The organism is Rubellimicrobium rubrum, from assembly GCF_006152115.1.
GTDB classification, from domain to species: domain Bacteria; phylum Pseudomonadota; class Alphaproteobacteria; order Rhodobacterales; family Rhodobacteraceae; genus Rubellimicrobium; species Rubellimicrobium rubrum.
On the sequence record NZ_VDFU01000039.1, the window covers coordinates 1 to 23,834 of the forward strand.

23 protein-coding genes are annotated in these 23,834 nt (G+C 67.6%); 6 read left to right on the plus strand and 17 right to left on the minus strand.

The features are described from left to right. Positions 1-63 precede the first annotated feature (63 nt). Genes FHG66_RS19210 through FHG66_RS19215 form a run of 3 tightly spaced genes read left to right on the plus strand, consistent with a single transcriptional unit; the run spans position 64 to position 1,430 of the window. A complete protein-coding gene (locus tag FHG66_RS19210; RefSeq protein WP_176556346.1) occupies positions 64-510 on the plus strand; it encodes a DUF1007 family protein in 447 nt (148 codons plus the stop codon). Next, a complete protein-coding gene (locus tag FHG66_RS22470) occupies positions 510-662 on the plus strand; it encodes a hypothetical protein (protein WP_246082687.1) in 153 nt (50 codons plus the stop codon). Before FHG66_RS19210 ends, FHG66_RS22470 begins: the two co-directional genes overlap by 1 nt. Continuing rightward, the gene (locus FHG66_RS19215; protein WP_246082688.1) at positions 663-1,430 is read left to right on the plus strand and encodes a nickel/cobalt transporter; all 768 of its coding nucleotides are present in this window, start codon (positions 663-665) and stop codon (positions 1,428-1,430) included. A 134-nt stretch (positions 1,431-1,564) separates the two neighbouring features. Here FHG66_RS19215 and FHG66_RS22790 read toward each other — a convergent pair whose 3' ends face one another. Then, on the minus strand, positions 1,565-1,918 hold the full coding sequence (locus tag FHG66_RS22790) for an FAD-dependent oxidoreductase (RefSeq protein WP_342777498.1): 354 nt from the start codon (positions 1,916-1,918) through the stop codon (positions 1,565-1,567). Next, complete coding sequence (locus tag FHG66_RS19220; RefSeq protein WP_342777497.1) at positions 1,845-2,399, minus strand: FAD-dependent oxidoreductase; 555 nt, start codon at positions 2,397-2,399, stop codon at positions 1,845-1,847. Before FHG66_RS19220 ends, FHG66_RS22790 begins: the two co-directional genes overlap by 74 nt. A 159-nt stretch (positions 2,400-2,558) precedes the next feature. On the opposite strand from FHG66_RS19220, the gene FHG66_RS19225 reads away from it, so the two are divergent. Continuing rightward, positions 2,559-3,011 carry an Rrf2 family transcriptional regulator gene (locus tag FHG66_RS19225; RefSeq protein WP_139078672.1) on the plus strand — a complete coding sequence of 151 codons (453 nt, stop codon included), beginning with the start codon at positions 2,559-2,561 and terminating at the stop codon, positions 3,009-3,011. A 330-nt stretch (positions 3,012-3,341) separates the two neighbouring features. Here the strand turns inward: FHG66_RS19225 and FHG66_RS19230 are convergent, their stop codons facing one another. Further along, entirely contained in the window at positions 3,342-3,998 is a 657-nt protein-coding gene (locus FHG66_RS19230; protein WP_176556347.1) for a TetR/AcrR family transcriptional regulator, read from the minus strand. A 97-nt stretch (positions 3,999-4,095) separates the two neighbouring features. On the opposite strand from FHG66_RS19230, the gene FHG66_RS19235 reads away from it, so the two are divergent. Beyond that, a complete protein-coding gene (locus tag FHG66_RS19235; protein WP_139078674.1) occupies positions 4,096-5,250 on the plus strand; it encodes an epoxide hydrolase family protein in 1,155 nt (384 codons plus the stop codon). 447 nt (positions 5,251-5,697) lie between these two features. Beyond that, positions 5,698-7,050, plus strand: a complete 1,353-nt coding sequence (locus FHG66_RS19240; RefSeq protein WP_139078675.1) for a GntP family permease — start codon at positions 5,698-5,700, stop codon at positions 7,048-7,050. Positions 7,051-7,737: 687 nt separating this feature from the next. Here FHG66_RS19240 and FHG66_RS19245 read toward each other — a convergent pair. The 14 genes from FHG66_RS19245 to FHG66_RS19310 all read right to left on the minus strand — a co-directional run. Continuing rightward, positions 7,738-10,221 (minus strand): PAS domain-containing hybrid sensor histidine kinase/response regulator, encoded by a 2,484-nt coding sequence (locus tag FHG66_RS19245; RefSeq protein ID WP_139078676.1) that lies wholly within the window; start codon positions 10,219-10,221, stop codon positions 7,738-7,740. Continuing rightward, on the minus strand, positions 10,214-10,870 hold the full coding sequence (locus FHG66_RS19250) for a chemotaxis protein CheX (protein WP_139078677.1): 657 nt from the start codon (positions 10,868-10,870) through the stop codon (positions 10,214-10,216). The genes FHG66_RS19245 and FHG66_RS19250 overlap by 8 nt, the downstream gene beginning before the upstream one ends. Beyond that, entirely contained in the window at positions 10,867-11,277 is a 411-nt protein-coding gene (locus tag FHG66_RS19255; protein WP_218013917.1) for a response regulator transcription factor, read from the minus strand. The genes FHG66_RS19250 and FHG66_RS19255 overlap by 4 nt, the downstream gene beginning before the upstream one ends. Before the next feature lie 45 nt (positions 11,278-11,322). After that, positions 11,323-11,574, minus strand: coding sequence for a hypothetical protein (locus tag FHG66_RS19260; RefSeq protein ID WP_139078678.1), 252 nt, complete (start codon positions 11,572-11,574; stop codon positions 11,323-11,325). Beyond that, complete coding sequence (locus FHG66_RS19265) at positions 11,571-13,739, minus strand: chemotaxis protein CheA (RefSeq protein WP_139078679.1); 2,169 nt, start codon at positions 13,737-13,739, stop codon at positions 11,571-11,573. The genes FHG66_RS19260 and FHG66_RS19265 overlap by 4 nt, the downstream gene beginning before the upstream one ends. Further along, complete coding sequence (locus tag FHG66_RS19270; protein WP_139078680.1) at positions 13,727-14,122, minus strand: response regulator; 396 nt, start codon at positions 14,120-14,122, stop codon at positions 13,727-13,729. Before FHG66_RS19270 ends, FHG66_RS19265 begins: the two co-directional genes overlap by 13 nt. Continuing rightward, positions 14,115-14,972 carry a CheR family methyltransferase gene (locus tag FHG66_RS19275; protein ID WP_139078681.1) on the minus strand — a complete coding sequence of 286 codons (858 nt, stop codon included), beginning with the start codon at positions 14,970-14,972 and terminating at the stop codon, positions 14,115-14,117. Before FHG66_RS19275 ends, FHG66_RS19270 begins: the two co-directional genes overlap by 8 nt. Then, positions 14,972-15,574, minus strand: a complete 603-nt coding sequence (locus tag FHG66_RS19280) for a HEAT repeat domain-containing protein (protein WP_176556348.1) — start codon at positions 15,572-15,574, stop codon at positions 14,972-14,974. The genes FHG66_RS19275 and FHG66_RS19280 overlap by 1 nt, the downstream gene beginning before the upstream one ends. A 10-nt stretch (positions 15,575-15,584) precedes the next feature. Next, complete coding sequence (cheB, locus tag FHG66_RS19285; RefSeq protein ID WP_139078683.1) at positions 15,585-16,667, minus strand: chemotaxis-specific protein-glutamate methyltransferase CheB; 1,083 nt, start codon at positions 16,665-16,667, stop codon at positions 15,585-15,587. Beyond that, complete coding sequence (locus FHG66_RS19290; protein WP_176556349.1) at positions 16,664-18,124, minus strand: chemotaxis protein CheW; 1,461 nt, start codon at positions 18,122-18,124, stop codon at positions 16,664-16,666. Before FHG66_RS19290 ends, cheB begins: the two co-directional genes overlap by 4 nt. Beyond that, the gene (locus FHG66_RS19295) at positions 18,117-20,027 is read right to left on the minus strand and encodes a methyl-accepting chemotaxis protein (RefSeq protein ID WP_139078685.1); all 1,911 of its coding nucleotides are present in this window, start codon (positions 20,025-20,027) and stop codon (positions 18,117-18,119) included. The genes FHG66_RS19290 and FHG66_RS19295 overlap by 8 nt, the downstream gene beginning before the upstream one ends. Positions 20,028-20,746: 719 nt before the next feature. Then, the gene (gene iolB, locus FHG66_RS19300; protein WP_139078689.1) at positions 20,747-21,556 is read right to left on the minus strand and encodes a 5-deoxy-glucuronate isomerase; all 810 of its coding nucleotides are present in this window, start codon (positions 21,554-21,556) and stop codon (positions 20,747-20,749) included. 105 nt (positions 21,557-21,661) lie between these two features. Then, positions 21,662-23,509 (minus strand): 3D-(3,5/4)-trihydroxycyclohexane-1,2-dione acylhydrolase (decyclizing), encoded by a 1,848-nt coding sequence (gene iolD / locus FHG66_RS19305; protein ID WP_139078686.1) that lies wholly within the window; start codon positions 23,507-23,509, stop codon positions 21,662-21,664. A gap of 1 nt (position 23,510) precedes the next feature. After that, positions 23,511-23,834 (minus strand): 2-deoxy-5-keto-D-gluconate 6-phosphate aldolase domain-containing protein (locus FHG66_RS19310; RefSeq protein ID WP_139078687.1); only part of this gene is annotated, 324 nt, incomplete at its 5' end.

Below are 23,834 nucleotides of genomic sequence, written 5' to 3' on the forward strand. Positions count from 1 at the left end.
TCATGGCCCAGCCCTCCCGTCGAAGCAGGATGTGGAGCCGCCGATACCCGTATCGCACCCGGCTTGCGGCCAACGTCGCCGACTGGCCTGCGGACTACACGGGGGACCTCGTCGTCAGCAGCGGGAGCGCACCTCCCACTCGCGCCTCGCGAGGACGAGGAGGTCACCTTCGTGGAGGGGAGGGTCATCGAAGCCCACCGCCGTCCCCTCGCCACCCCCGCTTCCGCGATCGAGATCCCGGTGACGGTCAAGATCTTCGATCCGTACTACTACGTCGCCTACACCGTGACAGGTGTGACCGTCAGGGGCGATCCGTCCTGCGAAGCCACCCTGATCCGCGCCGACCTCAAGGCCGCGCAGGCCGAGGTAGATGCGACCTGGGCCGGGCTCGACCGGGCTTCAGCTCCGCGTGACATGCAGCTTCCGCCCATCGGCGAGGCCTTCTCCGACCGCGTGGAGGTTCGATGCGGCGGCCGAGCCTCCCCCTCATGCAAGGCGCGGCGCTCCTAATGCTCCTGGTCGCTCTCTGGTTCTGGCGGATGGGCGGGGCCGAGGAGCTCGGCCGCCGCGCCGCCGCCGCTCAGAACGAGGTGCAGGACGCCATGGCGCGCGCGCTCCGAAGCCTGCGGGCCGGCGAGCCCGGGGCGCTCCTCAGCCAATGAATGCTCTGCGTCGGCTACGGCGTCCTGCACGCGGCGGGACCTGGGCATGGCAAGCTGGTGGTCAGCGATTATGGCTTGGGCCGGCGCGTGGCGGCCCTCAAGCTCGCGCGACTGGCGCTCGCGTCCTCGCTGCCCCAAGCCGGGATCGCCGTGCTCCTGGTGCTCGCGGGCATGCTCTTGCTTGCTCTCTCCCGCGAGCAGATGCAGGCCCTTGCCGACCGCGACCTCATGATGCTCAGCGCCGCCATGATCGGCGGTGTGGGGGCGTGGCTTCTGCTGCGGGGCGCTCGCGGTCTCTGGCGCGTGAGTATCTCTGCGCAAGAGGGTCGCGCGGACGCCGCCCACGCCTTGAACGATCCCAATGACCTCTCCGGCGTCGCGGGTCTCGGCGCCGCGCCGGTCTGTGCTACCTGCAGCCATGCTCACGGCCCTTTGCCTGAAGCCGCAGCCCGCGTGAGCACCCCGGCCGAGGCCTTCGCGCTGATCGCCGCTGTGGCGGTCCGGCCTTGCACGGAGGCGCTGTTCCTCCTGATCCTGACCTGGCGCATGGGCATCTTCGGCGCAGGCGTGGCCGTCGCCTTCATCATGGCCCTGGGGATGGCCTGCGTGACCATAGCTGCTGCGCCGGCCTCGGTGGCGCTGCGCGAGAGTGCGTTCCTGCGGCTGGGCCGGGGCACGAGCATCGCCCACGCCCTCAGCCTCGCCGAGATCGTGGCCGGCGGCGCTGTCTTGGCAGTGGCGGTGCAGATGAGCCGGCAGGGGATCTGATCAGGCCGGCGGTTCGTCCCTTTGTCGGGCCCACGCTCGAACCCGGTCCGACGCCGGCTCGCGGACGTTGCGTCCATCACCTTCACAGGTGGGCCCGTCCAAACGCCCGCGGCAGGCCAGTTCGGCGAAATTCTTTACTCCGGCCCGAAGATCAGCGACCGGTGCGGGCTGACACCGGCCATGGCAGCGTCGCCCACCGGAAACGCCACCGATCCAGCCGCACGCGCCGCATCCCCGCAAGCGATGACTCCGGGCACTGAGGTTCGGAAAATGCCGTCGACCGCAATGAACTGGCCCATCGGGCTGTCCTCCAGCCGGCAGCCGAGCTGCTCCGCCAAGGTGCCCGAAGGTCGGGTGCGAGTCAGCGTGAAGAGCCCATCAAGCGGAACCTCGCGCCCGTCCGCGAGGATGACGTCAGCCCGCTCCCCTGTGATGCGCGCAACGGGGGTACGCTCTAGGGCGGCGCCCCACCGCTCCAGCTCGGCCAGTTGCGCCGTGTCGGGCTCGAAGGTGCCATTGAGAAAGAACGTCGTCGGCCCACAATCCGGCAGGAGCAGGGCGTGGTGCATGGCAGTAGGGGCAATGAAAGATCGAGCGGCCCCACCGCTCCGACAGGCCCGGCACGTCGGGCAGGCTGTCGGTGATGCCGATGGCCAGGATCACCCGGTCTCCGGTCAGAGCTCCCTCGCCCGTCCCGATCGTGAACCCCGCCTCCATGCGGCCAGCCGAGAGCGCCGGCCCGGCATCCCCCGTCACGGCGGGATAGTGGAGAAGCTGCTCCCGCGACTCCGCCACGATGACGCCCGGCGCGCAGCCGTCCTGGCCCAGGAAGCCGTGCGAGGATGACGCGAAGCGGTTCCGCCGCTCCCCGGCGTCGATAACCAGCACCCGGCGCCGGGCGCGGGCCAGCTGAAGCGCCGCCGAAAGCCCGGCATAGCTGCCCCCAATGACGATGGCATCATAATCCATGACGCTCTCCTTCTCGACCGAACTAGACCAACCGTCCGATTCAGAAAACATCTTAGGTTACGAGAAAATCTGCCCGTCAACGTCATGCTACACGCAGTGTTGCGTGAAGGTGGCGGGGGACATATCTCTGGACTGGCCCGCTGTCCGGAAAGGGATTTGATGAGCAAGGACCTGCGTCTCTCGCGCATGCTGCACGTTCTGATCCACATGGCCGAGTACGAGGGTGCCGCGACCTCGCAGGCCATCGCCGTCACGCTCAATACGAACCCCGTGGTCGTGCGCCGCACCATGGCGGGCCTGCGTCAGCGTGGCCTCGTGCTGTCGGAAAAGGGTCATCACGGCGGCTGGCGGCTGACCCGTCCGCTTGACCGGATCACCCTGCGCGACATTCACGAGGCGCTCGGGCCGGGGTCGGTCTTCGCCTTGGGCCCGGCGCGGGACCATCCCGCATGCTTGGTGGAGCAGGCCGTGAATGCCTCTCTCGCAATCGCCTTCGCGCGGGCAGAGGCGGTGCTGCTTCAGGAACTTGGGAGCCGAACCTTGGCGGAAGTCCGGCAGGACTTTGAGGATCTCCGGGCCGGACGTTCTCCGCATGATGCGCACCCAAGTTGAGGAACGGCGGCCGGACGGTCGCAAGAGCTATCGACACCAGCCCTGTACAGAACCAGAGATGGTCCCCTGAACTCCCACAAACATGGTGCTGCGATCGACAGCGAAGCTTGGAAGGCAGTCAAACCTACGCCACGGCTTGTGACCGGGTGCAAATGGTTGCGGGGGCGCGATCCGACCGAGAGTTGCCATCCCTTGAGCAAGGCAACTAGCGTGCACCGAACCAGGTGACCCCTCGATCGTCCACGTGAGGAGCACCTGTCCAGAGCCCACACGAAAAGCATTGCTTCGCGACCTCACCTCCTCGTCCTGAACGCATGACTACGCGGCAACTCAAGTTCCGTCAGACCGCGTCGGAACAAGTCCAGCAGCTTCGAGCGCGTCAATTGCGACGGCGATGCGGCCCTCCAAGTCCTTTCTGAGATCAGCCGCCTCATCGCCGAGAAGCGCTCGCATCTGGTGGGGCACGAAGGCGAGATTGATGAACTGGGCCGCAGCCGGTTCGGCACGGGCAACCGCGGCGGGATCGTCCCTGTCCGGGCCGGCAATCGCCTCGGCGATGCGGCGGATGCCGGCGCGGCGGCCAAGAGCGTCTGCTTCGCGGATCAGGTCGCGCTGGCGCGGCGCCTCGGCGATAAAGAGCCGCATCAGTGCGAGTGGAACCGGCGCCATCGCCTCGGAGATGACGGCGCGCCCCGCGCGGGTCAGGCGCTCGCGCAGAGGCAGGTCCCCTGGCACATCGGCGGCGGGGACTAGGGCCACTTCGACATTGGCGCGGATTACCGCCGCGAAGAGGTCCGGCTTCCCAGGGTAGCGGGCGTAGAGCGTGGCCTTGCTGGCGCCGGCGGCGGCGGCGATGGCCTCGAACGTGGCGCCGTCATAACCGCGCGCCAGGAACACGTCTGTCGCCGCCCTCAGGATGCGAGCGTCGACCTCACCCGCGTCCTTCGACGACGGACGCCCGACCCGTGGTTTCGCCGACGTACCCACTTGCCATCCCTCTCCCAATCTGAAAATAGAACGTCATCGTTCTATTTAGACTCTCGCGCCTGTTCAAGGCGCGATCCCGATCTGCAGAGGAAGCCACATGAGCCACGCCATCAAGCCCTTCGTACTGAACGTTCCGCAGGGCGATCTCGACGATCTGGCCCGACGTCTGGACATGACCCGTTGGCCTACGCCGAGCCCGATTGAGGACGGCCGGCAGGGTCCGCCACTGGCCAAGCTACGCGCCCTTGCCGAGCACTGGCGGCACCATTACGACTGGCGCCGCTGCGAGGCCACCCTGAACGACCTGGGTCAGTTCCAAACGGAAATCGACGGCGTCGACATCCATTTCCTCCACATCCGCTCGCCGCATGAGGACGCGATGCCGCTTCTCATGCTGCATGGCTGGCCTGGGTCGGTGCTGGAATTCCGGCACGTGATCGACCCTCTCGTAAACCCGGCGGCCCATGGGGGCGAGGCGAGCCAGGCGTTCCACCTCGTCATCCCGTCGATGCCGGGCTTTGGCTTCTCCGGCCACCCGACCGAGCCGGGCTGGAACGTCGGGCGGATCGCCTTGGCTTGGATCACGCTCATGAACCGGCTGGGCTACCAGCGCTGGGGCGTGCAGGGCGGCGATTGGGGGGCGATGGTCGCGCTGACGCTCGGCCACATGGCCCCGGACGGTCTCGCCGGGCTGCACCTGAACTTCGTGCCCTTCCAGCCAGCGCAGGAGGAGATCGCCCAAGCGACGCCGGACGAACGCCGGATGCTGGACGACGCAGCCCGGTATGAGCATCAGTACTCGGCCTATATGAAGCTTCAGGGCACGCGGCCACAGTCGGTGGCGTTTGGGTTAGCGGACTCTCCGGTGGGGCTCGCGTCCTGGATCTACGCGCTGTTCCAGGACGTGTCGGACAGCGGTGGCGATCCCGAACGGGTCTTCAGCCTCGACGACATGATCGACGACATCATGCTCTACTGGCTGCCCAACGCCGGCCCGAGCTCGGCACGGCTCTACTGGGAGGGGTTCCAGGCGATGCAGGCCGGCGGCATGCCCCATGCTCCGGTGCCAGTGCCGACAGGGATCAGCATGTTCCCGGCCGAGCAGCTTCGCCTGTCCCGCCGTTGGGCGGAGCGCCGTTTCCAGAACCTTGTCCACTTCCGCGAAGCGGATCGCGGCGGGCACTTTGCAGCGCTCGAAGCCCCGGACCGCTTCGTCGAAGACGTTCGACAGACATTCGGCACCTTGCGGTAACAGCAACCGGCCACGGCATGCCTGTGCCAGCGTTGTGACATGTCGCTGACCTGGATCCGGACCGAGCATTATCCCAGGCCTGCCACAGTCGCAGTGACGGGTCGGGTCTCCTGGTCGACGAGGGCCAGAATGACCCGCCGGGCGTCCTCGCCGTATCCGGTCTGGGCGAAGGCGCGGTGCGCCTACGTGAGAGCTACAAGGATGCTTTGATCGTCGGGCCGGCTGGGCCTGACCACTGGGGGTGAAACACCTTTGGTGGCACCACGGGGAAGTGCGAAATGGTCCGGGCGGGGTGCCCCCCCGCTCGGCCAATCTCATGCGTTGCCTCTCTGGAGAGGGCTGCGGCTCGGTCAACATCACTGGAGGACAATCAGACATGGGGTGGTGGCCTGTCGGCTGACCCGATCTAAGGTAAACCAACACCTGAGCACAGGGAGCGCCTGGCCTATGATCGTCCTGCACAGCGCCATTTCGATCCTTCTGGTAATCGCACTCATCATCCGCGTCCGGGTCGACCCGGTCATTTCTCTGGTGCTGGGTTCGCTCTATCTTGGGCTGGCAGCCGGGGTGGGCTTCACCGGCACGCTCGAGGCGATCACCTCGGGTTTTGGCGAGATCATGGCCAAGGTCGGCCTGCTGATCGGCTTTGGGGTCCTGATCGGGTCGCTGCTGCATGCCACGGGTGCGTTCCGGCGCATCGTGACCGCGCTGGTTTCGGCAGTCGGTCCGGTTCGGCTACCCTATGCCATGGCCGCCGTCATGTCGACCATCTTCCCGTCCATCTATGTCGATGTGCAGGTGGTGCTGGCCTCGCCCGTGGCCCGGGCGACCGCGCGTCATGTCGGACCGATCGGCCTGCCGCTGCTCGCCGGCGCCATCGGCACGGGCATCTTTTCGGGCTATGTCTTTGTCGTGCCCGGCCTCGCCGTGCTGCTGATTGCCGGGCAGGTCGACGTCAGCTTGGGCGCGTGGCTGGTCTGGGGCCTCCTCATCGGTCTCACGACGGCCTTGGTCACGACATTCCTGTACCACATGTTGCTGCGATCCGGCTATTGGAAGCCCGCCTCCGACGAGGACCCGGATGCGGCGATGGAGGAGGTCGAGGCCCACGACCGCGAGAGCGCAGAGGTGCAGGACGCACGAATGCCGAGTCTGCCAATATCGGTAGCGCCGATCGTCGTCCCGCTGATGATGATCGCCCTCGGGGCATTCGCCAAGCTCGCAGGCGTCACGAACGACTTCATCGACTTTATCGGTAACGCCAACCTGGCGTTGTTTGTTGGCCTGCTCGGGGCCTATGTTCTGGCGCGCCGCTCGATCGGCGTGGAGCCCACCAACGCCGCGATCTCCGAAGGTTTCCACACTAGCGGCGAGATCCTACTGATCACCGGCGTCGGTGGTGCCCTCGGTGCGGTCATCACGGCCTCGGGCATGGACGACGAGCTTGCCAAGCTCTTTTCGGCCGACGCCAGCGGGTCGGTTCTGCTCACGATCCTGCTCGCTTGGTTCATTGCCGCCGTGCTGCATGTGGCCATTGGTTCGGTCTCGGTCGCGGCGCTGACGGCGGCGGGCATCATAGGGCCGATCATTCCCCAGTTGTCGGTCTCGCCGGTGGTGATCGGGCTTGCGATCGCGTCCGGAGCGCTTTTCGCTGTCCACGTCAACAGTAACTTCTTCTGGATGTTCAAGGCGCTGCTCGGCCTGTCCACGGCGGGCGCGCTAAAGACGCTGAGTGTGGTCACGTCCCTCGCGTCGCTGGTGTCGCTGCCTCTCGTGATGCTGGTCAGCGTCGTTCTGTAGGAACAAGATCCGATGGATGCGCAGCGCGGGCGCAGCTTGCAGAGACCAGATCGAGGCAGTCGTAATCGGAGCGCAGCAGTGCTCATCCGTGCGCGGACCTTGCCCGCCGCGGCCTTCGCCGCCTGCGTTGGACTCACGTTCATGAAGCGCATGGGCATGAGGTTCAGATCGTCGGCCGATGGCCGCGCTCGGGCAAGCGGCCTTCGAAGTGGTGCACCGCATATCCCGAGGCGCCGTGCCCAAGGAGGCCTTCGATGTCACCCGCCCTCTCGCAGGATGGGACAGTCGTCGACCCGAACATCCCGAGACCTCCAGCGGTTCAAGCAGGCCTTGCAGGCTCGGGGCGAACAACATCAGATCGCGGCGCAAAGGGGCACTTGGCTGGTCACGGGGATGGTCGATCTCGGCGTCACCGGTCGGCGTTCAGCGCCAGAGAGCGGCCGGAAGCGCAGAGCAAGTCTAATTGATCGAATCCCCGCCACGGTAGGTGACGTGGGTTGGTTGTAGGGTTTGGAAGCCACCGAGAGTTAACTCCTCCGACTATTGCGAAGAGGCGCCCCTTCGACGGAGTCCTCCGCCCTACGATCGGGCTCTGTCATCATCGGAGAATGGCGGACGAGCCATAATGCAGTTGTCTGTTGGTCCCTCGGATCACGGCTGAGGAACGCACGCCAAGTCAGGCTGCCGTCAGGAGGGTGGCCCGGCCTCGTGATGGTGGTTCAGGTCCTCCTCGGAGCGCAGCCAGTTCGGATCGTGTTGTAGAAGGCCTAAGGCGAGCTCGTTGGGGCTGAACGGCTTGGCGATGACCGTCTCTCCGTCGAGCATTCCTGGATCGGCGTGGCCTGTCACGAAGACGAGGGGGAGGTCGGGGCGCGTGGCCCGAAGCCGGGTAGCCAGCGTAGGCCCGTCCATATCGGGCATCACCACGTCGGTCACGACGATGTCCAGACGAGAGGTGGCTTGCACGATCGAGATCGCGGCATCCCCGCTTGCCGCCTCGAGGACGTCGTAGCCCAAGTCGCGCAGGAAGGCCGCTGTCACCGGACGGACCTGATCGTCGTCATCCACGACCAAGACGACGCCGGTCCTCTGCTGGGCAGGGACCCTGACTAAAGCCGACGCTCGATCTTCAACAGCGACCGCTGCGTCTGCACGGGGAAGGACAAGGCTGATGGTGGTCCCCTCGCCCATGCGACTTTCGATCGTCAAGGCGCCCCCGGACTGCTCTACGAACCCGTGCACCATCGCCAAGCCAAGCCCCGTTCCCTTGCCTATGACCTTGGTCGTGAAGAAAGGCTCAACCGCGCGGGCCAGGACCTCGGGCGACATGCCTGACCCTGTGTCACTGACCGAGATCACGCTATAATCGCCCTCGGGCAGTTGCGAGGGCCGAGTCTCGCGCCGGGAGAGCCGTCTTGCCCGGATCACAAGGCTCCCGCCGTCCGGCATGGCGTCACGCGCGTTCACGACCAGGTTGAGGAGCGCGACCTCAAGGCGATGGGTGTCCACCAGCACGGGCCAAGCCTCGGGGTCGGTGTCTATCGTGCAGGACACCTGGGCTCCGGCGGCATGGAACAGAAGGTCCGCTACGTCGGCGAGCAGCCGGGCCGGTTCGACCACCTTGGGCTTGAGCTCCTCACGCCGGGCGAAGGCCAGTAGATGTCGGATGAGCTCGGTGGCACGATCGGCCGCCTTGCGGCCGTGCTCGAGGATCGTAAGGATTTCGGGGTCCTGGATACGGCGGCCGATCAGAGCATAGCTCCCGGTGATCGCAGCCAGCAGATTATTGAAATCATGCGCCACACCCCCGACCAGCTGACCCAGAGCCTCAAGTTTCTGGCTCTGCGCCAAGGCTGCTTGCGCGTCCTCTCGCTGCTTCATCTCGGCCACGAGATCGGCGGCCGCCTGGGCCAAGGCCTGGGTTCGATCGCTCACCCGCTGTTCAAGGTCGGCGTTCAGGGATCTCAGGTCAGCCTCGGCCCGCTGCCGAGCCAGCTCGCCCCCCACGCGTGCTGCAAAGGCGGCAACGAGGCGGTGGGCAAGGTCCGGGTTGGCCAAAGGCAGCCGGTCCATGGCGCAGACCACCCCGACAGGCTTACCTTGCGCATCATGGAACCTCACCCCGACATAACTCTGGAATCCATATTCAGCCAGAACTGAGCCCTTGGGAAACCGCGCCTGCGCGTCCCGGGGCACCACGCAACTGCCCTCGGCGAGGGTCACTGCGCAGGGAATGTCCCCGACGGGAACCTCGAAAGGCTCCAAGACTCCGCCAGCGGACCAAGCCGCGAGCGAGCGGAGCCGTTGCCCCGCCGCATCCGCAAAAACGGCGATGTGGGCGTGCTCAACCCCAAGCCCGGTCGCGAGCTCGCGGGCCAATTCCTCCAGAAGAATGTTGTCGCTCGTGCCGGAAGACACGGCCGCTGCGGCGCGCAAGGCATCTTCGGCGCGCTTGCGTTCGCTCAGGTCGCGCAGAATGACCGTCAGCTGGCGTCTCCCATCGCTGGTCCAAGGCGCCACGGAAACCTCGACGGGCAGGAAGGTGCCATCCTTGCGCCGCCCCACGCTCTCGATGGGGCGCTCAATCAGACCAAGGCCCAGCCCAGGCTGATGCGGCAGAAGCAGCGTGATTTCCTGACCCTCGGCCTCGTCGGTGGTGTAGCCGAACTGCCGTACCGCGGCCGCGTTCAGCCACTGGATGTGCCCTTGGCCGTCCGTCGTCAGGATGGCATCGAACGCACCATCGACCACCGCGCTGAACCGAGCGTTCAGGCGATCGCGAAGGATACGCTCCCGGTCATGGGCCGCGCTGGCGTCGATCACCTGGACTAGGGCGAGCCTCGTTCCCGCCCTCTCGACCGGCTTGACGAGCATGTTGTGGATGAGCGATCGGCCGTCCCGTCGCCGCAAGGGCAGCAGCCCAGGATTCAGGGCATGGCTCAGCGTCCTAGAGATTCCCAGTTCCAGCGCGTCGGCGACGGCCCATTGGAGCCGCGACTCCTCCGGGCCAGGAAATATCTCGTCGACGGAGCGACCCTGCCCGACCTCCAGAGAGATGCCCGAGGCCGAGGCGAACCAGATGTTCCACCAAAGGACGCGTGCAGCGGCGTCGAATAAGATGAGGCCACCCTCCAACGCGTCGAGAGCCGCATTGAGATCGGACTCAGCCATTTTGCGCAGTAGCGGCTGGATCGGAGGTGGCGCGGAGGACGAAGTCGTTGATCAGATCCTTGAGTCGCTCCAGCGAGGGCAGGTCCATCAGCAGCGCGATATAGCCTTGGATGTCGCGCTGCCGGACCCGGAAGTCGATGAATAGGAACAGGACGAGCCCGCCGTCCTCGCCGGACAGTGAGGAGGCAAAGATCTGGGCGCCGCTGGTGTGCATGACCTCGGGCAGGGACATGTCGAGCCGCTGACGGAGCATGTTCGCCATCGTGGCCAGGCACCCGTTCAGGACGATGTTGCCGATCTCCGCAACGGCCTCCTGCTCCATATCGGCAACGTCCTCGAGAGGCACCGCCTCGCCCACGACCGCCCGAACCAACTCCAGGCTGTTCGCCTCCGGGAACACCAGAAGGGCCTGGCCCGAGAAGGGGCCGACGAAGCTCTGCTGGACGGCGACGAGGCTGCCCGTGTTTCCACGTACGGCCAGGGTCGTCGCCTGCTCGCGCGTGACGACGTCGACCGAGGGGACCGATAGCAAGACCTGCTCACCCACCATGCGGGCCAGGCTGGCGGCCGCACGACCCACGCCGAGGTTGGCCAACTCGGACAACGCGTCGCGCTCGATCTCGTTCAATTCGATCAGTGTGTCGCTCATGCGGCCCCACGCCTCAGCCGCAGAGTGGCGCCGGACAGGAAGGAGCCCAAGGCGTCGTCCGTAAGAGGCTTGGGGACGAAAGTCGCGTCCAGCGCTCGGGCCCGCGCGATGATCTCGTCCTGTACGTTGGCCGAGATGATGGCGATCGGCATGGCGGGCCATAGTTTCCGCAGGTCGGCGGCAAGCGACAGGCCATCTGTCCCCGGCATGTTGAAATCGATCAACGCAACGTGGACGGCCTGCTCCTTGACCCTGGCCAGGGCATCGTCGGCATCGGTCGCCTCCATCAGAAGCCAGTCGGGCCGCAGCCGTCCAAGCGCCTTGGCGACCACCATGCGGGCCAGCTTGCTGTCATCGACAATCAACGCCGTGTGCTGGACGGTCCCGCCGTCCTCCGATCCAACCACTTGGCCTTCACCTTCCCGAGCAATCTACGAAATTTCCTAGGCAGGCTATCCTTCTACCACGGATGCCGCAACCATGCTGGGCTCGATCCAGCGTGCCACGAAGGGGTCGCCGCAGGGGCCTATCACCTGTCGCTCCGCGAGCAGCACGACCTGGACGACGGACGTATGCAGGCGCGTCGCTCCAGTCCAGTCGATGACCCGGCCAGGGGAGTCCTGCAGGGCTTGGACCAGCGCTTCCGAGTCCTCGACGGGGCACTCGCCTTCAAGGAGGATCGCACCATCGGCGCGAACGGTCATGACAGGAGCCTTTCCAAGTCGAGGACCAGCAGCACGCGACCGTCCCCTCGCAACGTGGTGCCCAGCAGGTTCGCCATGGCGGCCAGGACCCCCTCGGGCGGGCGGAGGGCCACGTCGAGCCGCTCCTCGAATGCGTCCACGGCAAGGCCGACGGCTCCATGGCCCGAGACAATCACGAGGGTTGGAACGTCCTCCTGAGGCTCGCCGGGGGGGAGGTCCAGCAGGTCGGCGAGGACCACCATCGGCACCGTACGCTCTCGCAGCACGAAGGCTTGGCCTCCATGGACCGGCTGGATCGCACGGCGCGGCAGGCGCAGCACCTCGGCGGCCCGGTCCATGGGGATCCCGAACCGCTCCTGCCCGACCCGGACCACGAGGATCCGGGTCAGGGCCATGCCGATCGGCAAGATGAGTTGGCAGGTCGTGCCATGCCCTGGCTCGCTAGACAGGCTCACGCTTCCGCCGACAGCTTCCACGGCCGTACGGACTACGTCCATCCCGACGCCCCGGCCCGACAGGTCAGACAGTTGCGACGCGGTCGAGAAGCCCGCGCGGAACACCAGCCCAAGCGTCTCGGTCCCCGTCAGCGCCCCGGCTTCGTCCTCAGAAAAGAAGCCGCGCGCGACGGCGGCACGACGGATAGCCCCCTCGTCCATACCTCGCCCGTCGTCGCCGACCTCGATCAGGATGCGATCGCCTTGGTGACGGGCCGTCAGGGAGACCACGCCTTCTTCTGGCTTGCCCTTGGCACGCCGCTCGGCCGGCGCCTCGATGCCGTGGTCCAAAGCGTTGCGGACCAAGTGCAGGAGCGGTTCGAAGAGCATGTCGACGACCGCCTTGTCGACTCGGGTCTCCTCCCCGCGGGTGACGAGGGCGACCTCCTTGCCCAATACACGGGCCGTTTCCCGCACTAGCCGGGGGAAACGTCGGAACACCGGGGAAAGCGGCAGAAGGCGCAGGTCCATGACGCCCTGCTGCAGACGGGTCGCGAGGCGGTCGATCTCGGCCCCACGCTCCCTCAGGCTGCGGAGAAGTTCGGCCGCCGGCATCCCCGCCTCTGCTTGGCCGATCAGGAAGGTGAGGGCGTTCCGCGCGACGATGATCTCACCGGAAAGGTCCACCAGCGTGTCCACCCGAGCGGGGTCTATCCGAAGGGCCGCAGTGGGCAACCAGGCGGCTTCGGGCGCTTCGCTGCTGGCGGGCTGGTCCTGAAGCGCGGCCAGGAGCAATTGGAGGTCGCCCGTGGCCAGAGCCTCCTGACCGGCCCCCTCCACCCGTTGGGCGCGCTCCCCGGCACCGGCGTGCCGCAGCGCGCTTGCCGCCGCCCGGATAGCCGAGTCCAGGCGTCCCCGTGCGTCGTCTCCGTCCGATGCGGCGTCGAGCAAGCGGACCTGTTCGGCAAGGATGGCCTCCAGCAGCGACTCGCTGGGCGTGGCCGCCTGTCGCGGTGGGTCGACCTGACCGATCCTGACCTGGTCCGCGGCGAACCGAAACAGAGTTTGCGCCTCGGCCAAAGGGGCTTGAGCAATCGCCCGGAAGCGAAGGTTGCAGGCGAAGGGGTCTACCTCCTCCAGCGAGGGCCAGGGCTCACGCGGCTCGACACCAAGGGCCAGCAATCCCGGCAGCCGGCGCAGAAGGCCGACCGGGTCGTCGCCGTCGAAAAAGCAGCGGCGGCGCGGCTCATACTCGATCGCTAAAAGCGGCCCGGTTGCCCCGGGTCCCAGATCGGCCAGCATCCTCTTGACCCAGGCCGGTGTCGCCGCGGAGGCTGCAGGCCTTGGCTGACCCGGCGGCCCGGCCTGTTGCCCGACCAGCAAATTGACTTGGTCATCGGCCTCGGTTGGCAGGTTGCCTGACCTCTCGTAGTGTTCAAGCCAGCCTTCCGTCACGTCGAGGGTCGCCAGCGCCCAGTCGACGAGGTCGGCCGAAGGTCGGGTCCTGCCCGCCCGCCAAGCGTCGAGCACCTCCTCCACCGCGTGCATGAGCCGCGCCAGCGGCGGCAGCCCTACGATGCCCGCCGAGCCCTTGAGGGTATGAAAGGCCCGGAACAGTCCCTCAAGCCTCGACTTGTCCGCCGGGTTGCGCTCCAGTTCCAGGAGATCGTCGACCGCCTGGGCGATGAGCTCGCGCGCCTCGATCAGAAACTGCTCGGTCATGGCGTCCATGCGGGCGCTCCCGCCAGCGCGGCGACATGGGACCGCAGGATTTCCTCGTCGAGCGGCTTGACGAGGTAGAAGTTCGCCCCGGCCCGTCGCGCGGCCTCACGGTCCTGCGGGCCGTTTTCGGTGCTGGCCACGAGGGCGGGCGTCCCGCCGACGGGCAACGGCTGGCGGCGGAGTGACCGCAGGAATGTCATCCCATCCATGCGCGGCATGTTCACGTCCACCACGATCAGGTCGAACCCACCACCTAGCGCCTTCTCCAGCGCCTCGATGCCGTTCAGCGCTTCCTCAATCGCGAAACCAGCCGGCTCGAGGACGTGGCGGACCCAGCGCCGCACCAGGGCGGAGTCGTCGACGACCAGAACGCGCCGGGCCCGATCAGTCATGCGCCTTCTCCTCGGGCCGCCTGTAGACGATCGCCTCCTCGGTGCGGACGACCTCGAACAATGACGAGATGCGGCTCATCGATTCCGCATGGCCCAGGCAGATGTATCCGCCGGGCAGCAGGGCGTCGTAAAGGTTTCCGGCCGCAATCCGGCGCGAGGCGTCATCGAAATAGATCAGCACGTTCCGACAGAAGACCACGTCGAAGCGGCCATGGCGCGCCATCTCGGCCCCGTCCACCAGGTTGGCCTGGGTGAGCTGGATCGAATTCCGGAGGCCCTCGATGATCTGCCACCTCTCCTCCCCCGCCGGATCGAAGTACTTTCCGACCAGATCGGGGGACAGTCGCGACAAGGCGCGCTTGCCGTAGCTGCCGTCCCGAGCCGCCGCCAGCGCGCGGGTGTCGATGTCGGAGCCCAGGATCTCGATCTCGAACTCATCCACCGCGGGCCAGTTCTCAAGAAGCCAGATCGCGATGGAATAGGGCTCCTCTCCGGTGGAGCAGGGCACGGACCAGATTCGGATCGGCTCCCCCCGCCGCTTGCGCCTGGCCACCGGGTCCAGCAGCGACGAGGTGAGGCAGCGAAGCTGGTGGTCCTCCCGGTAGAAGTAAGTCTCATTGACGGTTAGGCTGTTGACCAGCAGCTCCATCTCGCCGCCGACATCGGCGCGCAGGGTAGCGAAGTAGGACCCAAACGAACCCGCCCCGGTGGCCTCCATCCTCTCGGCCAAACGACGGTCGACATAGTACCGCTTGGCTGGCGTGAGCGCCAAGCCCGTGTGCCGGTAAAGGAAATCGCAGAGCTTCAGGAACTCCTCCTCCGTCGCCGCACGTGGTGAGGCAGCAGCCATCAGGACCCAGGTGCCTGCGAACCGCCGATCCGCGCCACGGCCGTCGCAACCGCGTAGCGGAGAAATGGCTCTGAGACGTAGCGTTCCGCGCAGACCTGCAGGCTGGGGAGGCAGTCCGGTCCACCGATCTCGGCCAAGACGTCCAGCGCGGCGGCGCAGACGTTCGGGTCATGCTCGTGCAGGAGGCGCCGGCACAGGAGCGCGGCTCCGTTCGGCATGGCACGCGCGACCTCGGCCGCGAGCACGCGGAGGTCGGCATCGGGATCGTCCAGGAGTGCGGGCAGGCATTCGACGGACTCGGGAAGGCTCTTGAGCACGTCCAAGGCTCCGGTCCGCAACGCCGCGTCATCGGACCTGAGATAGGGCAGGACCGCCTCTACGGCCCTCACCCCGCCGATCCGCACCAAGGCCGCAAGTATCGCCTCGCGCACGCTGGGATCGCCTTCGACGCCGAACGCCCGTCCCAAGGCGTCCGCTGCGCCGGGATCAACACTCAGTCGACGGGCAGCGCCGCGCCGGACATGCGCATCCACCGCTTCGAGATCCGCCCTCGAGGGCGGGGCGGCCTCCGAGGTCGGGGGCGTGGTTGTTCCGCGTCTCACCAGGGGCATCTCAGGTCACCATTCGAAGGATCAAGGGGGCGATCTCGTCCAAGGGCACGACGGCCTCCGCCCCGCCGGAGCGGACGAGCTCGCCCGGCATCCCCCACACGACCGCGGTTGCTTCGGACTCGGCGATCGTGCGCCCCCCGCGCTGGCGGAGGCGCGTCATGGCCTCGGCCCCGTCGCGACCCATGCCGGTCATGAGCACGCCCAGCAGTTGTTCGGCCGGCAGCAGCTCCAGGACGCTGTCGACCATACGGTCCACGCTCGGATGCCAAAGGTATTTTTCCGACGCCGGAGCCGGGAGCGCCACCAAGCCTCCTGAGCGCCTAGCCAGGAGGAGGTCGGCGTCGCCGCGCCCAATATAAGCGCGGCCCGGCACGATCGGCATGGGCGCATCCACCTCCACCACCTCGATGGCGCAAAGCGCGTCCAGCCGACGGGCCATGGCTCCCGTGAAGGTCGCAGGCATGTGCTGCACGACCAGCACGGGGCACGGAAAGTCGGCCGGAAATTGGGAGAGGACCGTCTCCAGAGCGGGAGGCCCACCGGTCGAGGTTCCGATGAGGACCATCCTGCCGACCGCCGCCGCTGGCTCGGGCCGGATAGCTAGCAGGCTCCGCGATGATCGTTGCAGGGACAGGGCTTCCCGTCCGACCCGGTGCCGGACGACTTCGGTCAACCGCAGGCTGCGCCGCAGCTTGGCCCCGGCGGCGGCGCGTACCTTGGCGACGATCAGCGGACCGAGCCGGTCCATCTCCAGCGAAACAGCGCCGGTCGGCTTGGTCACGACATCGACCGCCCCCAGGCGCAGGGCTTCCAGCGTGGCCTCGGCTCCCTTTTCGGTGATTGCGGACACCATGACGACGGGACATGGTGCCTCGATCATCAGGCGGTCGAGGCAGGCCAGGCCATCCATGCGCGGCATCTGCACGTCCAGCGTCATCACATCCGGCCGCTCGGCCCGGGCCATGTCCAGCCCTTCCTCTCCGTCCCGGGCCAGCCGGACCTCAAAGTCGCCCTCGGCCGCGAAAAGCCCCGCCAAGAGCCTGCGCATGAGCGCCGAGTCGTCCACGATCAGCAACTTGATCACAGGGCAGCCGCGTCCTGCGCGAGCATCTCGGTCCCGTCCAGCAGCCGGCTCACGTCAACGATGAGGATCAGCCGCCCAGTTTCGGCCAGGTTGGCAGCCTGCGTGACCACCATGGCCCGCCCGTCCGCCAGCTCCGGCGCGGGCTCGATGGCAGCAGCCGGCAGGCGCGCGACCTCGCTGACCGAGTCGACCAAGAACCCGACCCGGCGCCCCTTTGACGACAGGATCAGGACCCTTTCGCGTCCCGTGGGTGCAACCGGCGGCAGGTTGAGCCGCCCTCGGAGGTCGATCACCGGCAGGGCCCGACCCCGCAGAGTCATGACCCCAAGCACGTAGGACGGACTCCGGGGCAGCGCCGAGAACCGCTCCGGGACACGTACCGCTTCCTCCGCCTCCACGACGGGAACGCCGCATTCCGTGTCGCCGATGCGGAACAAGACGAACTGCTGCGTCTCAGGATCTTTGCCAACAAGCTCCATCGCACCGTCCTCGTTGTCCAAGTTGGTCACGAGCTCCATCCGTTCAGGGCTCAGCAGCCGCTCCGGCGAGAGGAGGCCTACGAGGCGACCTCCCACGCGGACGATTGCCTGGACCTCGGCCTCGGACTCGGGGCCACGTCTCAGGATCGCCGGCATGGAGTCGAGACTTTCTGCATTTGGGCGATGGATCGCCGTCGTCCGGTCCACCATCATGCCGAAGCTGGTCCTCCCGACCGAGACCACGATCAGCCGGCTTCGACCGGCTTCGCCGGTCCCGGCTGGCAGGCCCAGAAGAGCTGCCCCGGACAGGATCGGGAGGACGCGCCCGTCAACCGTCGCCACCCCGAGCACGGCGTCGTCATCGCCAGGCAGGTTTGCTAGGTCGGCCGGGACAGGGAGGACTTCCCGAACGTCGTCGAGCGGCAAGGCATACTCCTGCCCTGCCAGTTCGAAGCCGATCACGCCGACCTGCCGGGACGGAGTCCCTTTCTTGACCCCGTACCCCCCGGAACGCGGCGCCCCGGATCTCGCCGCGCTCGGCTGCGACCTGAAGTCCGCCGCGAGCAGGCCCTCGGGATCGATCAGCCGAAGCTCGGCGCCATGCTTCCGCAGGAGGGTGGCCGCGTCCACGGACCCGCTCTCCGTCAGGTCGTCCGCGCCGATGGTCAGCAAGGCTCCGATCTTGTCGACCCTGAGCCCCACGAGGGACCCTCGGTCGAGCACCAGAACCCGCCCCTCTGCCGTCGGCTGGCACGGGGGCTTCCTCAGCAGGCCGCCCAGGCTGACGACCGGCAAGACGCGGCCACGAAGGTTGCCCAGCCCATCAAGGCTCGCCGGGCTTTGCGGCACCTGCACGAGCGGAGGCACGCGCAAGATCTCCCGTACCAGGCCCAGGCGCACCGCATAGCCTTCGCCCGCGACTTCGAAGCTCAGGTACGCCTGCCCTTCTTCAAGGCGCGTAGGGATGTCGTCAGGCATGCAACTCATCGGCCAGCGAAGCGATTTCCTCGATGGCGGCAGCCAAGTCTTCGGCCCCCCTGGCCTGCTGTCGCGCCGCCGTGGCCGCCTGAGTAACGGCCGAGCTCGCCTGCTCGGCCGCCACGGCAATCTGCCGCGCCCCCGCGGCGGCCTCGCGACTGGCGGTCAGCATGCGCTCCGCACCATCCAGGATGGCACGGCTCCCCGTGCGAACCTTTTCTATCTCATCGTCGATCCCAGCGAGCGACCCGGTCACTGCCCGGTTCTTCTGCACCTCGATCTCCACGACGGCCCCTACCTGCTCCAGGTCACGCCGCACGCGCGCGACCCCATCCTGGATGGCGCGCACAGTTTCCCGGATCTGAGCCGCATTCTCGGCCGCATCCTGCGATAGCGCGCGGATATCGGCTGAAACCAGGGCGAAACCGGCCCCGTGCTCGTCCACGCGGGCAGCCTCGATGGCGCCGCTGACGGCCAGCAGGTTGGTCTGCAGGCTGACCATCGTGATCGCGTCGACGATGCGGTCTATCTGGCGGCAGGCGTCCTCGAGGCCGGAAACCAAGGTCAGGCTTCGCTTGGTGTCTTGCAACGCCGTGGCCACCCCCTCGATGAGGCGGTCGATGGTCCGGCGGCTTTCGCCAATGAGGTCCCGCATGGAGGTGGCACGTTCCACGGCATCCTGGGCTGTCGCCTGGGTCTGCGTCGCTCCGCTCTCGATCTGGGCCATGGCCGTGCTGGACTGTTGGGCCGCCGCAGCCTGCAACTGAGCCCCGCGACCAATCTGCTCGATGGCGGCCATGATCTGGGCTGCGGCGCCAGAAAGCTCCTGCACGGTGCCTGAAAGCTCCTCAGCCGCCGAACCGACCTCGCCCGCGGCGTCAGCCATCGTCGTGCTCGCCCGAAGGTCGTCGGCAATGGTCGCGAGGGCATGGGCCGTGGCTTGGCTCTGCTCGAGCGCCTGCGTCTGCTGCTCAATGGCCTGGAGAGCCTCGGTCGAGGCGGCGGCCTGCTCTTCGGCGGCAGTTGCGACCTGCTCCGCCCCGCGCTGCGCCTCCCTCGTGGCCACCTCGGCTTCAACCGCCCCGACGAGGATCGATTGGGATCCCTCGGCCAGAGCGACCATATCGCGCCGCAGGTCCTCCAGGGCGGCGACCACATCCTGGCCGGATTCGGCCTGTTTGGCGGCCTCGTCCGAGGAGACCTGGATCGCCGCCGCCGCGACGCCTACCTGTTCACGGATCCGGGTCGCCAGCGCCTCCGCCTCCGAGGCACCCTTCTCCGCCCTGTCGGCCAAGGCGCGGACCTCGTCGGCAATTACGGCGAAGCCACGCCCCTGGGCACCTGCCCGTGCGGCCTCAATGGCGGCGTTCAGGGCGAGCAGGTTGGTTTGGTCGGCGATCCGGACAATGCTCGACGTCACGGTCGTAATGGCCTCGGCCTGCAGCTCCAAAGCCTTCGTCGCCTTGACCGAGGCGCCTTGCCGTTCTGCGTTGGCCCTGATGCTGGTCACGGACAGGCTAATCTGCCCGCTCGCCTCGGCTAGCTGCGTTTGGAGGGCTTCGGTCTGCCGCCGCGCTTCCTGGGCCCGGCCGCGCCCCTCTGTCATCGCCTCGTAAATGGCGGAGATCGCACCAAGCGACTCCTGAGAGGCGCCGGCTGCCTCTTCAGCGCCTGCGGCGATCTGCGACATGGCCCGGCGTAGTTCTTCTGCCGCAGCTGCTCCCTCAGCAATGCCGCTGGCCAGTTCCTCGGTCGCCGCACCTATGCGTTCCGCGATCCTGTCCTGGCGGGCGCGCACCCGATCCCGCGAGCGGGACACATCACGCGCGGGCTGATCTGCCCCAACCGCAATCCGTCGCGGGTCCTGCCCTACGCCAAGATCCGAGGTCTTCTTGAGTGGCAAGGTGTTCCTCCCCGGCTGGCTTGACGCTGGAACTACAAGGAACCACGTCTCTCTCGGACACAAGTGCGAAGTCACAGCAAGTCACCCTGCCCCACAGCTTGCGCCGTCCCTGTTGGTGTTCTTTAAGGCCGGCTTGGATCAGGCGCGGCGGACGCGAAATCTTCAGGGGTCCTCGGCAGCTCAAACGAGAAGAGCTTCCCACATTGACGGCATCCGCTCTTGAGAGCGACGCCAACCACAGCGGCAAAGGCACAGGTCACAGTCCCGAATACGAACCTCCTCCACAGGCTGTAATGGGATTCGGATAGTTGCGGGGGCAGGATTTGGACTCTGGCGAACAGCTCGGTTCAGCCTGTCGCGGGATATAGACTGCATAGGCGACTGATGAGGTCCCGTCAGCGGATTGCAAATCCCTGTAGACTGGTTCGATTCCGGTACTTGCCTCCAGTTTTTCCTCGGGAAAGATGGGCGTTTCTTCAGAGTAGCGGTAGAGGCGGTTTACAGGGCTGACTGTAAACCGTCCCAGGTACGACCAGAGCCCCCGAAGCTTCACCAGTGTGGGTGAGTCGTGCAGCCTGTTTGACGCGATCTGGGACGCGTCGCGGGTGAGTTTCGCCCGCACTCGAAAAATGTGCGGCTCCTCCCGGCCTGGCGACCCGATCGGATCCCGCAACAGCTTCCTGGATCACCAATGTCGGGTTCGGCCCGGGCGCCCTGCCCTAGATCGCGTCCCGTTCCAGGATCCACTCGTGCTTGGGATCAGGTTCGAAGCGCCAGGCGCGGCGGGGGCCGGCCATGACGTTGAGGTAGTACATCTCGTAGCCGTGGGGGGCGCCGCAGGGGTGGTGGCCGCGCGGCACGAGCACGACGTCGTGGTTCTCGACCGCCATCACCTCGTCGAGGGTGCGGTCGTCGGTGTAGACGCGCTGGAGGCCGAAGCCCTGCCGGGGGTTCAGGCGGTGGTAGTACGTCTCCTCGAGGTAGGTGATGCGCGGGAAGTCGTCCTCGTCGTGCCGGTGGGAGGGGTAGGAGGACCAGTGGCCGGCGGGCGTGAACACCTCGGTCACCAGAAGGCTGTCGGCGGTGTCCTCGGCTTCCATGGCGATGTTGTTGATGAAGCGGGTGTTGGGCCCGGTGCCCCGCTGGGTGAGGGTGATCCCTTCCGGCCCGATCCGCCGCGCCTCATGCCCGCCCCGGCCGGGCGCGAGGCAGACGGCCAAGGTGCAGTCGGTGGTGGCCCGGGCCTCCCAGCTTGCGCCGTTCGGGACGTAAAGGCAGTGCGGCGGGGTGCGCTCGAAGACGTCCATGCGGTCGCCCAGCTCGCCCCAATCGCGTCCCGCGGCGGTGAGGCGCGCGCGGCCCTCGACCAGGACCAGGATCGCCTCCATGCCGCCCGTGGCCTCGGCGGCCGTCTCGCCGGCGCGGAGCCGGTAGAGCGAGAAGCCCACATAGCGCCAGCCCGCCGAGACGGGCGTGATCTCGTGGACCTTGCCATGGGCGCCGAAGGGTTTGCGCAGAAGGTTCGCCATCATCTGTCCCTCTCCAGTTGGGCCTGCCGTTACATGGGACGAGGCCCCCTCCGGGGGGCCTCGCCGGGGTGTCACGGGGCTGCGGCGGACGCCCCGACCCGCTCCTCAGTCGACCCGCTGGAGGGCGAGCCCCGCCTCGTACCTCTCGCGTGCGGCCTTGAGCGTGTCGGTCGTGCCCACGGCCGGCACGGCCACGTCCCACCAGGCGCCGCCCGCGCCGGGGCCGGTGACGGCTTCGGTGTCGATGACCACCACGGTCGGGATGGACCGCTCGCGCGCGGCCAGGATCCCGGCCTCGAGCTCCGCGATGCTTCCGGCCTTGACGGCGTGCGCCCCCATCGCGGCCGCATGCGCCACGAAGTCGATCTCGGGCTGCGCCTCGATGTTGCTGTCCTTGTACATGTTGTTGAACTCCGCGCCGCCGCAGGCCTGCTGGAGGCGGTTGATGCAGCCGTAGCCCCGGTTGTCGGTCAGCACGACCGTGAAGGGGACGCGCATCATGACGGCGGTGGCGAGCTCGGAGTTCGCCATCATGTAGGAGCCGTCGCCCACGAAGCAGACCACCTCCTTCTCGGGCGCGGCGAGCTTGATGCCCATGGCGCCCGCCACCTCGTAGCTCATGCAGGAATAGCCGTACTCCATGTGGTAGCCGCCCGAGGCCGAGCGCCAGAGGATCTGGAGCGCGCCGGGCATGGTGCCGGCCGCGCACATGACCACGGTCTTCTCGGTCGCGACCCGCTGCACCGCCCCGATCACCTGCCCGTCGGAGGGCAGCGCGTTGGCCCCCTCCGCCGTCCCGTCCGTCTCGGGCGCGGCGAAGACCCGGTCGGTGGTGGCGAACCAGTCGGCGCGGGAGGCGAAGTCCGGATCGGGGAAGCGCTGCCCGCCCAGCCCCTCGGCGAGGCGCGCCAGCGCCACCTTGGCGTCCGCCACCAGCGGCATCGCGCCGTGCTTGGCCGCGTCATGGCCCGTGACGTTGATGGACACGAGCCGGCGCGCGGGGTTGGCGAAGATCGCCCAGGAGCCGGTGGTGAAGTCCTGGAAGCGGGTGCCCACGCCCAGGATCAGGTCGGCCTCCGCGCAGAGCTTGTTGCCGCAGTCCGACCCCGTGACGCCCGGCGAGCCGAAGTTCAGCGGCTCCTGCCAGTCCACCGCGCCCTTGCCGGCCTGCGTCTCGACGATCGCGATGTTGTGGGCCTGCGCAAAGGCCAGGAGGTCGGCCTCGGCGCCCGAGTAGATCACGCCGCCGCCCGACACGATCACCGGGCGCCGGGCGGCCTTGATGGCCGCCACGACCTCGGCCACCTCGACGAGGTCGGGCTCGGGCCGGCGGATGCGCCAAACCTTGGGGGTGAAGAAGCTCTCGGGGTAGTCGAAGGCCTCGGCCTGCACGTCCTGGCAGAAGGCCAGCGTCGCGGGCCCGCAGTTCGCGGGGTCGGTCATCACCCGCAGCGCGTTGGGCAGCGCGGTGAGCAGGTGCTCGGGCCGCATGATGCGGTCGAAGTAGCGCGAAACGGGGCGGAAGCAGTCGTTGGCGCTGACCGTGGCGTCCTCGAAGTCCTCGACCTGCTGGAGGACCGGGTCGGGGCGGCGGTTGGCGAAGATGTCGCCGGGGATGAACAGCACCGGCAGGCGGTTCACATGGGCCAGCGCGGCGGCGGTCACCATGTTGGTGGCCCCCGGCCCGATGGAGGAGGTCACGGCCATCGCGCGACGGCGCTTCCTGGTCTTGGCATAGGCGATGGCGGCATGCGCCATGGTCTGCTCGTTCTGGCCGCGCCAGGTGGGGAGCGCGTCGCCGATGCCCCTGAGCGCCTCGCCGATGCCCGCCACGTTGCCATGGCCGAAGATGGCCCAAACGCCCTCGATGAAGCGCTCGCCGTCCTCGGTCATCTGCACCGACAGCCAGCGCATCATCGCCTGCGCGGCCGTCAGTCGGATCGTGCCTGTCATGTCAAACCTCCTGCGGGATCATGCGCCCCGCCCCATCGCGGGCCCCGGACGGAGCTCCCTGTCTTGCCGCGTCCCAGGTCGCGCATAGGCCCGCAAAGCGGCGGGCCATCTCGGCCACGGCGTCCTGGTCGCTCATCGCCCCCGTCATCCAGGCCCGTGCGGCGTCGGCGAAGATGGTCCGGCCCACGGCGAAGCCCTTCACCAGGGGCTGGCGGGCGGCGAGGGCGAAGCTTTGCGCGAGTTCCGCCTCGGGCGCGTCGAGCCCCAGCACCACCACGCCCCGCACATGCGGGTCGTGCGCCGTGATGGCGTCGCAGGCCTTGGC

What these genes read in the sequence shown, in the direction of transcription:
- FHG66_RS19265 (WP_139078679.1), bottom strand. Translation starts at nt 13,739, where the DNA reads ATGGACGCCATGACCGAGCAGTTTCTGATCGAGGCGCGCGAGCTCATC.
- iolD (WP_139078686.1), bottom strand. Translation starts at nt 23,509, where the DNA reads ATGACAGGCACGATCCGACTGACGGCCGCGCAGGCGATGATGCGCTGG.
- FHG66_RS19290 (WP_176556349.1), bottom strand. Translation starts at nt 18,124, where the DNA reads ATGCCTGACGACATCCCTACGCGCCTTGAAGAAGGGCAGGCGTACCTG.
- FHG66_RS19260 (WP_139078678.1), bottom strand. Translation starts at nt 11,574, where the DNA reads ATGACCGTTCGCGCCGATGGTGCGATCCTCCTTGAAGGCGAGTGCCCC.
- FHG66_RS19245 (WP_139078676.1), bottom strand. Translation starts at nt 10,221, where the DNA reads ATGGCTGAGTCCGATCTCAATGCGGCTCTCGACGCGTTGGAGGGTGGC.
- FHG66_RS19240 (WP_139078675.1), top strand. Translation starts at nt 5,698, where the DNA reads ATGATCGTCCTGCACAGCGCCATTTCGATCCTTCTGGTAATCGCACTC.
- iolB (WP_139078689.1), bottom strand. Translation starts at nt 21,556, where the DNA reads ATGGCGAACCTTCTGCGCAAACCCTTCGGCGCCCATGGCAAGGTCCAC.
- FHG66_RS19225 (WP_139078672.1), top strand. Translation starts at nt 2,559, where the DNA reads ATGAGCAAGGACCTGCGTCTCTCGCGCATGCTGCACGTTCTGATCCAC.
- FHG66_RS19220 (WP_342777497.1), bottom strand. Translation starts at nt 2,399, where the DNA reads ATGGATTATGATGCCATCGTCATTGGGGGCAGCTATGCCGGGCTTTCG.
- FHG66_RS19235 (WP_139078674.1), top strand. Translation starts at nt 4,096, where the DNA reads ATGAGCCACGCCATCAAGCCCTTCGTACTGAACGTTCCGCAGGGCGAT.
- FHG66_RS19250 (WP_139078677.1), bottom strand. Translation starts at nt 10,870, where the DNA reads ATGAGCGACACACTGATCGAATTGAACGAGATCGAGCGCGACGCGTTG.
- FHG66_RS19215 (WP_246082688.1), top strand. Translation starts at nt 663, where the DNA reads ATGCTCTGCGTCGGCTACGGCGTCCTGCACGCGGCGGGACCTGGGCAT.
- FHG66_RS19270 (WP_139078680.1), bottom strand. Translation starts at nt 14,122, where the DNA reads ATGACTGATCGGGCCCGGCGCGTTCTGGTCGTCGACGACTCCGCCCTG.
- FHG66_RS22470 (WP_246082687.1), top strand. Translation starts at nt 510, where the DNA reads ATGCTCCTGGTCGCTCTCTGGTTCTGGCGGATGGGCGGGGCCGAGGAG.
- FHG66_RS19275 (WP_139078681.1), bottom strand. Translation starts at nt 14,972, where the DNA reads ATGGCTGCTGCCTCACCACGTGCGGCGACGGAGGAGGAGTTCCTGAAG.